Here is a 9,487-nt window from a genome sequence, read left to right as displayed (position 1 = left end):
TTGCTCGACGCTGCCGGAGTGACGGCAGCCTTCGAGATTGCCGGAGGATTTGGGGCGGCTCCGTATGAGATGACGCCCCTGTCCCGCCATGGTGGTCTGGTGCGGTCGTCTTCCGGAATGGCAATCAAGACGGTTCCGCTCGCGGCGGCAGGGTCGTTCGATACGCTTATCGTTGTCGGAGGCGAAGGCCACAGGCAGGCTATGAGCTGCCCAGAATTACTGAACTTTATCAGGCATCAGGCCAGAAATGCGCGACGTATCTGCAGTGTGTGTACAGGGGCTTTCCTGCTGGCAGAAGCTGGCATGCTTGATGGCCGTCGTGTGACGACACACTGGCAACAAGCCCCGGCCATGGCAGCACAGTTCCCTAAAATCCGGGTTTCGGCAGATGCCATTCATATTCATGATGGCCTGATCTGGACATCTGCGGGGATCAGCGCTGGCATCGACATGGCGCTGGCGTTGATTGCCGAAGATCTTGGGGCCGATATTGCCCGTCGTACGGCGCAGCAAATGGTGGTGTTCTATCACCGTCCCGGAGGACAGTCCCAGTTCTCGGCACTCCTCGAGATGACGAGCCCTCAGGAACGCTTTGCCGAACTGTTGGGATGGATCCGGTCCAACCTGGAACAGCGCCTGACCGTGGATATTCTGGCCAGTCAGGCCGGCATGAGCCCCCGAAATTTTTCTCGCAGTTTCCGGGCAGCGGTGGGGATGAGCCCCGCAAAAGCAGTCGAACGACTGCGTCTCGAAGCCGCACGCGAGCAGGTGGAGAGATCTACCCTCCCCATTGAAGCCATCGCCGTCATGACAGGCTTTCATGATCCCGAACGGATGCGACGCGCCTTCCTGCGGGAGTTCCATCAGCCGCCTCAGGCTATCAGGCGAAATGCTGCGGCCGAGGCGACCTGAGAGTGCTCATTTTTCCTGGACGAGAAAGCAGCTCGTTTTGCAAGCAATCCCGACGAGATCCACTTCAATGATGGATCGCGTCTATCCCGCTAGAACAGGTCAAACACGCGGCAGATCAGGACACTTCCTAGAATTTAACCCTTTGAATGAGGGGCAGTCCGCAGGAAGATCAGAATTTCTTCAAGCACCTGCCATCGGTTTCTCTCCATAACCACCATATGCGTTCCTTCCCCAATCTCCGTCCAGCGACGATACGGGGCATTGAGAAAACGTGGAAACAGGTTTCCCATCTGCTGAGTAGTTACATCCAAATCCCACTCAGCATGAAGCAGAAGAACCGGGACCGTGATCTTTTCGGGACTGTAAAACGCCTTCCCTGCGGACCAGTAGTCACGCACATCCTGAATGACACCCGCAGGCGCCCGGATCACTCCATCCTGCTCTGCGGGATCGCTCGCAAGAATAACTGCGGCCCACTGTTCAAACCACCCTGCTGGCAGAATCTCTTCGCGTTTCTGCTCAGGTGCGCCTTCAAGCCAGCGCTGGCGAAATGCCTGAACATTAAAGCGGCGATAAGCAGGCACTGGACCACCCGGATCCAGACGAGAAACCCCGTCATTGATCCATTGCGGTGCAATCAGCGTTAATTTCTCCACCTTGTCATTGTGAGCAGCCGTATATGCGCCGGTAACCGTGCCACCCCAGGACATTCCGATCAGGCAAAGACGTGGGATGGCAAGCGTTGCGAGAAGATAGTCAACAGCAGTACTCAGATCGCGTACTGCTGTTTCGGTCCTGACCTGAGGCAGCGCAGCTTCAGGTGCACCTCCCATTCCATCAGGACGCGTTGATCCTCCGAAGCCCCGCACGTTGAGCGCATAAACGTCAAATCCTTCCCGCGAGAGAACATCCATGAATGCCCCCTCCCCAACAGGAACATCGAAAAGACTTTCTGCCGGCAACGTCGCGCCATGCATCAGCAAGATAGTGCGCTGTGAACCAAATATCTGGATGTCTGCACGTCGTTTATGGCGCAGATGAAGCGAGATATTGTCCGTATCACTCGGAATGAACAGGTTTTCCATAAGCAGATTTGTCATCTGGCGTCTCCTACATTTAGTTGCGCAAATTCCCATGCAAAACCTTCTGGACGACGCCTGACATATCCGGCACCCGTTTCCGCGAAATGACTGGTAAAGCAGAGACTCCCGCTTTCAGCCGCTTCTCCAAGAAACCACTGCCGCGAGCGCTCGGCAGGCTGAACGAATTCGCAGTAAACGGACCGCAGATCCGGACGATAAACCTGCAGAGGATGGTGCATGACATCTCCTGTAAACCACGCGTCTTCACCATCCGACCGCAGCCGGATCGAGGCATGATCGATGCTGTGCCCAGGGGTCGGATGAAAAGAGAAACCTGCAAGAAGATCTTGACCGTCGATGATAATCGCCTCTCCCAGCCCGGCTTCGATAACGGGGAGCATGCTGTCTGTATAGACACGTGGGAGTGGGCGATGGTCCGGGCGCCCTAAGATCTCTGGAGGTAGGTCTGGAGCAGGGTCAATACCGTCATTGCTGGCGCCGTATCGGGCCTCAATCACTGAGAAAACATGACGGGCTTTCGGAAAGGTCGGCACCCATTTTCCGTTGTGCAAACGCGTATTCCATCCAACATGATCGGCATGAATATGCGTATGCAGAACGGTATCAACCTGCTCCGGTTGTACGCCTGCGGCTGCAAGATGTTCGAGAAACGACGTATGCAGATGATCCAGTGCCGGTGCGGCAGGTAACGGCTTGTCGTTTCCTGTGGCGGTATCAACCAGGATATTGAGACCAGAAACCTGAACAAGCCACGCATGAGTTCCCTGCGCGAGCCCACCGGTCACGGGGTTAAATGATCCTGGCGTCAAATACGGACCGAATATTGCAAGTGCCTCAGCGTCGATATCCGGATACAGTTTGTGAGGGCGCGCGTTATCCCAATGAAGTTCGGGAATACGCGTGACACGGGCGTCACCCACTTGAAAAGCTGCTGCCATGATTGACTCAATACGATTGTTTTACGTCGCATCAGACGTTAGGGTGCGCGCAAACATCATACAAATCGATTTGAAATATGAAACCCATTGATCATTTCAATCTTCGTTCCTTCGATCTCAATCTTCTGATTGCTTTCGACGCCCTCGTTTCAGAACGCAGCGTCACAAAGGCGGCACGACGCCTTCGCATTCAACAACCCGCAATGAGCCATGCACTCGCCACCCTCCGAATGTTACTGGACGATGATGTGCTCGTCAGAACCGGTGCTGTCATGCAACCGACCGCCAAAGCGTCAACCATGGCGTCACATGTTGCGGAGTTGTTAAGGCAGGCTCAGCACATCCTGATGTCTGAGGAACAATTTGATCCTGCGACGGAACAGCGCATCTTTCGTTTCGGCTTTTCGTCCGAACTTGAAGTCTTTCTGATGCCTAAACTGACGGCCTATTTGCAACGGCATGCACCTGGAATACGACTGCTGTCACGTGGATCTCCTCGGAGTGAGGTCTATACATTACTGGATACGGGGGCGCTGGATATCGCAGTTGGGTGTTTTGATTTCGGTTTGGAACGCCATTGTGGGGTATCGTTGTATGAGCAGTCTCTCGTCTGCTGCTTCAACCCGAAGCTGATCGATCCGGATGCTCCAATCACGGTTGAGCGTTATCTTGCATTGCCCCATGTTCTCATGACGCTGAAAGATGACATCCAGGGATGCCTGTCAGACGCACTGATGCAGATTGGTCAGGAACTCAACGTGGTCCTCGCTGCATCAGATTTTCTGACGGCACTTGCTGCCGCAGCAGCCGCCCCCGTTCTGGCTACGCTTCCCAGCCGGATCGCTCAGCAACATGCCGCGCATTTCGGTTTAACGATCCGTCCCGTTCCACTGAACTTGCGTATCCCGGCAGTATCGATGATCTGGTCAGCCCGGAGTGATCGTGATCCTGCCGCAGTATGGCTGCGCGATGCTGTCGCATCAGTATTGGGTAGTCATGTAAAGTGAGATTTTTAATGGGCGCTCAAAATAGCTATGACAGATAAATCTCTCCAGAAAGAGATAGGCTGTCATAGCTTCCCCAAAGCACGAGGAGTCATGACGACTTACATCAGCAGAAATTCTGATTATAGAAAAAAATGCGCAGTCATCTTTGTATGAACGTCAAATTTTTACCAATTTGATTGCGCGCTCAGGACATGCTTTCACACACAAACCACAAGCACGGCATTGATCAGCATGCGGGGTATAGGCGACCATCCCTCCGTGGACATAGCTCTTGATTTTGCCCACAAATGAAAGATCGCGATAATCGGACGGATCGATCTTGCGCACTTCAAACACGTCGTAAGGACATACGGCGACGCAGGCGTCTTTTCCCTCACAGCGATTAAAGTCTACGACCGGCATGACCCGTCCTGTTTGGCCGTCTTTCAGACATTTAGGTGTGATCATCGCTTTATTCCCTGACCCGCTCATTTCGCGCCTTGTTGTAAATGCCGACTTTGCCGCAGCTCCTGCGCGAACATCTCGAGCGTCGTTGTGGGCTTGCCCAGTTCCTGCCAGATTTTTTCGGCATAGAACGGATCTTCGTGATCCCCGAAATACGCAAACAAATGCGCGACGAACTTCATTTTCGGATTAAAAAGACCGATCATCCGCATGATCCAAAGTGGAGCCACGCGAATTTTAAGTGTCGGATCATAATTTCGGACAAACCGCTCCAGCGCCTGCCTGACGGAGATCGCTTCCGGCCCCTGTACGGGGCAATGTACAGGCATTGCCTCAGGATTCTGAAACGCCTCAATCACCCAGCGCGCATAATCGGCGGAGCTGATCCACCAGATTTTGATGTGTGTATTCCCGATCCACTGGAGCGCTCGACCGCTGATCATATTTGGGAGCAGGTCCATGAAATGGGTCGGCGCGAAAAACGTATGACGAATACCGGAATCCGCGATGATTTTGTGCCCTTCCATCCGAATAATATTGGGCACGATGTTATGTCTGATAGTGTTGAGCGCGGGAGGATAGGCGCCCAGAGCACCGATTTTAGCAATATAATTAATATTCAACCCTTTGATGGCGCTCATCAAGTTCCGCACACCCTCCCTCTCTTCGTAGAAGGGAAGCGTCAAATCCGCCGTGTCGGTCGCAAGGTTGAGATAGAGCGCATCCACCCCGTCGAGCGCCTTGTGCAACCCCGCAATGTCCCGCAGATCTGCCTGGGCGATTTCGACATTAGGCGGCAGTATCCTCCGAGCTTTGTCTGGCGAACGAACGATTGCCCTCACCTGAAAATGTTTTGCCAGTTCCGCTGCAACTGGCGCGCCAAGCCGCCCCGTTGCACCGATGACGCCTATAGTCCTGATCGGTTCCATCATATTTTCTGATCCATTGATATAATGATCATCTTGAGTTTTTTCGGGTCGTAATGCCGGTCTATGACGGCGTTCTGGAGGCCGAGCCCGCGCAACAGAAACCGGATAGTGTTCTCGACCAGCTTGTCTCGTGTGATGCCGTATTCAACGACCGTGATGTCGGGCAGGCTGATGAGATGCAAAGTATTCGCTAGATGATGGACGAACCATATCTCTGCATGACCGATATGAATGCCAGATTCGACGTCTCCCGCGTCTTGAGCCGCCCTGAATGATTGCGAAAAAACGCTGACCCACGGCTTTACATGCTGGTCGAGGAACGCCTTTGCGAACTGGCCATCGCCAAGCAGGCTGGCCGTCACAAGGCGTTTGGTGTCTTCGTGAGACTGCGCATCGCCAATCCCGGGAAACACCGCGTGTACGAGTATGGCAACACCCATGACCAATGTTTCAGTCGAAGGCGTCGCCTCGGCGAGAATACGGCTGCCAACTGCATTCGCTTCAACGCAGTGAGTTTCAAGCGCCGCATAAAGCACGTCCTTGCTGGTAAAGTGCCGATAAAGCAAAGCTTCGGAAACACCAGCGGCTCTGGCGATTTCCTTGGTCGTCGCACCGTCCCGACCGAGCCGGGCGAAAATGGGAGCTGCAGCGGACAGGATGGCCTGCTTGCGGTCAGTCGCGGACAATCTGGAACGGCGTGAGGTCGGCATGGGTTCTCCTTACGGAAGTAAGGTAAGTGAACGCTCACTTATATTCAAGCGCTTATTCCATTTTTCCGTATAAGATCAGGCTCGGGCGGGCATCGACGGCTTGAGAGTCTGTTTGGAAAATCGGTCTGATGTGATTCAAGCCTTGGATGTCGACGTCAGAACAGAGGGGCCGAGTGGCCAGGATCAGTTAGAAAAAGAAACACTATCCGTTTGAAATGCCAGGACTTGATCGTATTCTGGCAACAGAAGCCTCTGCCATGGCCGGACTTGCACCAATGGCTCATGACAATGGCGTGATGCATAGAAAACGTGTCATTTCAAGGGGAGGAAGATTTCTCCGTCAGCCCCTGTTTCAGGCAGGATTGGCAACTGCGTGCCATAAACCCTTCTGAAAGATGTTTCCAAACCCATGAAACAATCGGGTAAACCACACAAACTGGTGATCGTCGCTATCGTACGGCGTCTCATTGCAATCACCAATACAGTCCTCAAAACAAGGCTGCCATGACGTATTAGATCCGCCGCTCCAACATAGTTTCTAACATCTGAAATTTCCTCGCGAGATTATGAAAAATGACCAGATCGGTTCCGTTTATCTCCCGCATTCTGATCTTTCCGATTAAATCATTGGATCCGGTGGAAGTCACAAATGCGCGGGTTCTTACTAGCGGTGCCTTGGCAGACGACCGGTGCTGGGCTCTATTTGACGCACAGGGGCGTGTGGTTAACGGCAAGAACCACGCAGAGATTCATCGCATCCGCGCTGGTTTCGATCTTGATAAACGGACCGTAAGCCTACGAGATGACTCTGGTCGAGGTCTGCCTACTGTTCTGTTCAATCTTGATGGCACTGCAAGACCAATAGAGGCATGGCTAAGTCGGTTTTTCGGTTTTCCAGTCCACCTTCGGGCGGATACCACTACGGGACATCCTGATGATACGGATTCGCCTGGTCCGACTATCATCAGCGTTGCGACGCTAGAGGCGATTGGAATATGGTTCGGGTTGCCAGTCGAGCAAGTTCGGGCCCGCTTTCGGACCAATATCGAGATCGGGGGCGTCCCGGCTTTTTGGGAAGATGCACTGTTCGGAGGACTTGGAGACGAAGTCGAGTTTCACCTTGGTGGCACAGAGTGGTTGGGAATAAACCCCTGTCAGCGTTGTGTCGTGCCGTCTCGCGATCCGCTAACTGGTCAGAGAGACAATGCTTTTGCCCGCCGCTTCGCAGAGTACAGGCGCCGGACGCAGCCGGCATGGTCTAATCCCGCGCGCTTTAATCATTTTTTTCGTGTAGCGATCAATACTCGGTCTGCACGCACCGGCGTTAACACAAGGATCGCACTGAACGATATCGTTACAACGTATAACAATGCAGCGGCATGCACGGCGTTGGAAGAAAACAAACGCCCCGCAGGATTCTGAGCGGGCACCATGTATATCATTCACGTGCGAGCCGAAACGCCAGATATCCGTTCGTTCAGACGACGCCCGCTGGTAGGTGAACGGCTTCCCTTCCGTTTTATCGCCGATCATCATATGCGTATTTGCGGCCCAGTTGCTATGGTCGCCGCGGCGCTTGTATTGTGTGATGAACTCGGGACTTCACCTGAACGGATCGCCTGTGAATCGTTCGGCGGCGTTCTGTCGCACGGAGATAACCTGCCGGACACCAAGGAATATCCGATCAGCTTCTCGCTATCGGGCACAACCTACACTGCAAAGTCAAGCTCATAAAAGGCACCATCACAACCGGTTGCGAAGTCGGTCTATCGGCGGCAGACAAGAAGGCGGGCTACATCCTGGCGTGTCAGGCAAAACCTCGTGGGCCACTGCTCATGGTACGATAGTGTCCACTTAGCAGATGATCGCCAGATATGCGGTTCCAACTGGATTTCCTGGCGCCCGTGGTGTTCACCGAACCGACAAACCGGAGGGCTCTAAAAACCCTCCGGTTTTTCCAGGAGAATAAGGTCCCCATTCAGCCAAAATTGGTTCGTACCTCTTTAATTGCGTCCCTTGACGGAAGTTTTAAAGTTGATTGGCTATACGTCGATAGGAGTGTGCCAGACTAACATTCATCTCCGCGACGCTCTCAGAAAATGCCGTCGCATCCTGAGTGACCTGCGTAATCGTCAATAGATCTGTATTCGAATGAATTGTTGTCGTGGACGGAATATAAAACTGCTCCGGCAAGACGCAGTCTTCGACAACGGAATTATGCCTCACAACGCAGCCACGCTCGACCGTGCAGTTGAAGATCACGGAATTGAAGCCAATGAATACCTCGTCTCCAACAGCGCAGGGACCGTGAATGATCGAGCGATGTGCAATGGACGTGCGCGACCCGATCGTCACGGCCGCGCCGTCTTTCGAGTGGATGACAACACCATCCTGAATGTTTGATCCACTCCCGATCAGGATGGGCTCGACATGGCCATTTTCATCGGCTTCATCGGCACGAATAACAGCATAAGGACCGATGAACACATTGTCCTCGACAATCACATGACCGCACAGGATCGCGGTCGGATCGACAAAGGCGCTTTCAGAAACCACGGGAAAATCACCACGTGGATTAGGTCTCAGCATAGCCACGTTTCGTCTCCTTAAAGATCGGTCAGAATTTTGCCGGGCAGGTTATTCGACAGGGTTTCGCCTGGCTGATAGTGCATGACAGAACGAATGGCCTCTCCCCGATGCAGAAGGTCAAATGCCGTATTGATCCGATCATGAGTCATGTTGTGGGTGATGTAAGGGTCAACGCTAAACTTCCCCGCTAGCCATTCATCGACCATACCGGGTAACTGCGAACGCCCTTTTACCCCCCCAAAGGCCGTGCCCCGCCAGACCCGTCCCGTGATCAGCTGGAAAGGCCGCGTCGAGATCTCCTCGCCAGCCCCAGCGACACCGATGACTGTGCATTCACCCCAGCCTTTATGGCAACACTCAAGGGCCGCTCGCATGACATCGACCCGACCGATCGCCTCAAAGGAATAATCCACGCCGCCACCCGTCATCTCCACGATAACTTTCTGGATTGGATCGGTATGATCGGTCGGATTGACGAGATCGGTCGCCCCCAGATTTCGGGCCAGCAGGAACTTCGCCGGATTGGTGTCGATGCCGATGATCCTTGCAGCACCGGCCATGACAGCCCCCTGAATGACGGCCATGCCGATCGCACCGAGACCAAAGACGGCCACAGTCGATCCCGCTTCCACTTTCGCGGCGTTCCGCACGGCTCCCATACCTGTCGGGACGGCGCACCCCATGACGCTGGCTTTCGCAAGCGGCGCCTCTTTGGTGATCTTCGCCACGGCAATTTCGGGCAGCACGGTGTACTCGCTGAACGTGCTGGTGCCCATGTAATGAAAGATCTGGCGGCCCTTATATGAAAAACGGCTGGTGCCGTCGGGCATCAGCCCGAGCGCCTGTGTCTCGCGG

The 9,487-nt window shown here is 53.9% G+C and carries 12 protein-coding genes; 5 read left to right on the top strand and 7 right to left on the bottom strand.

What is annotated here, in order from left to right:
• A partial coding sequence (locus ABF979_RS13140; protein WP_415560295.1) for a GlxA family transcriptional regulator occupies positions 1-912 on the top strand: 912 nt, incomplete at its 5' end.
• 134 nt (positions 913-1,046) lie between these two features.
• Here ABF979_RS13140 and ABF979_RS13135 read toward each other — a convergent pair.
• The gene (locus ABF979_RS13135; protein ID WP_077804065.1) at positions 1,047-2,012 is read right to left on the bottom strand and encodes an alpha/beta hydrolase; all 966 of its coding nucleotides are present in this window, start codon (positions 2,010-2,012) and stop codon (positions 1,047-1,049) included.
• On the bottom strand, positions 2,009-2,953 hold the full coding sequence (locus tag ABF979_RS13130) for an MBL fold metallo-hydrolase (RefSeq protein WP_077804064.1): 945 nt from the start codon (positions 2,951-2,953) through the stop codon (positions 2,009-2,011). Before ABF979_RS13130 ends, ABF979_RS13135 begins: the two co-directional genes overlap by 4 nt.
• 77 nt (positions 2,954-3,030) lie before the next feature.
• On the opposite strand from ABF979_RS13130, the gene ABF979_RS13125 reads away from it, so the two are divergent.
• Entirely contained in the window at positions 3,031-3,960 is a 930-nt protein-coding gene (locus ABF979_RS13125) for a LysR family transcriptional regulator (protein WP_063904067.1), read from the top strand.
• A gap of 156 nt (positions 3,961-4,116) precedes the next feature.
• On the opposite strand, the gene ABF979_RS13120 is transcribed toward ABF979_RS13125, so the two are convergent.
• The 3 genes from ABF979_RS13120 to ABF979_RS13110 all read right to left on the bottom strand — a co-directional run bounded on the left by ABF979_RS13120 (position 4,117) and on the right by ABF979_RS13110 (position 6,043).
• On the bottom strand, positions 4,117-4,362 hold the full coding sequence (locus tag ABF979_RS13120; protein ID WP_198150540.1) for a ferredoxin family protein: 246 nt from the start codon (positions 4,360-4,362) through the stop codon (positions 4,117-4,119).
• A 65-nt stretch (positions 4,363-4,427) separates the two neighbouring features.
• Entirely contained in the window at positions 4,428-5,336 is a 909-nt protein-coding gene (locus ABF979_RS13115; protein WP_077804063.1) for an SDR family oxidoreductase, read from the bottom strand.
• Positions 5,333-6,043, bottom strand: a complete 711-nt coding sequence (locus ABF979_RS13110) for a TetR/AcrR family transcriptional regulator (protein ID WP_063904070.1) — start codon at positions 6,041-6,043, stop codon at positions 5,333-5,335. The genes ABF979_RS13115 and ABF979_RS13110 overlap by 4 nt, the downstream gene beginning before the upstream one ends.
• Positions 6,044-6,258: 215 nt before the next feature.
• On the opposite strand from ABF979_RS13110, the gene ABF979_RS13105 reads away from it, so the two are divergent.
• The 3 genes from ABF979_RS13105 (at position 6,259) to ABF979_RS13095 (ending at position 7,777) form a co-directional block, all read left to right on the top strand.
• Entirely contained in the window at positions 6,259-6,435 is a 177-nt protein-coding gene (locus ABF979_RS13105; RefSeq protein ID WP_077804061.1) for a transposase, read from the top strand.
• 181 nt (positions 6,436-6,616) lie between these two features.
• Positions 6,617-7,465: an MOSC domain-containing protein gene (locus ABF979_RS13100; protein ID WP_211573283.1), complete on the top strand. Its 849-nt coding sequence runs from the start codon at positions 6,617-6,619 to the stop codon at positions 7,463-7,465.
• Between the two features lie 9 nt (positions 7,466-7,474).
• A complete protein-coding gene (locus ABF979_RS13095; protein WP_063904072.1) occupies positions 7,475-7,777 on the top strand; it encodes a hypothetical protein in 303 nt (100 codons plus the stop codon).
• A 294-nt stretch (positions 7,778-8,071) separates the two neighbouring features.
• On the opposite strand, the gene ABF979_RS13090 is transcribed toward ABF979_RS13095, so the two are convergent.
• Positions 8,072-8,632 carry a carbonate dehydratase gene (locus tag ABF979_RS13090; RefSeq protein WP_062027819.1) on the bottom strand — a complete coding sequence of 187 codons (561 nt, stop codon included), beginning with the start codon at positions 8,630-8,632 and terminating at the stop codon, positions 8,072-8,074.
• A gap of 17 nt (positions 8,633-8,649) precedes the next feature.
• On the bottom strand, positions 8,650-9,487 hold an 838-nt coding region (locus ABF979_RS13085; protein ID WP_415560290.1), incomplete at its 5' end, for a zinc-binding dehydrogenase.

It is taken from the genome of Gluconobacter sp., assembly GCF_047723935.1.
Classification (GTDB): domain Bacteria; phylum Pseudomonadota; class Alphaproteobacteria; order Acetobacterales; family Acetobacteraceae; genus Gluconobacter.
Note: the sequence above shows the minus strand (reverse complement) of the source record. Positions and strands in the feature narration are given on the sequence as shown.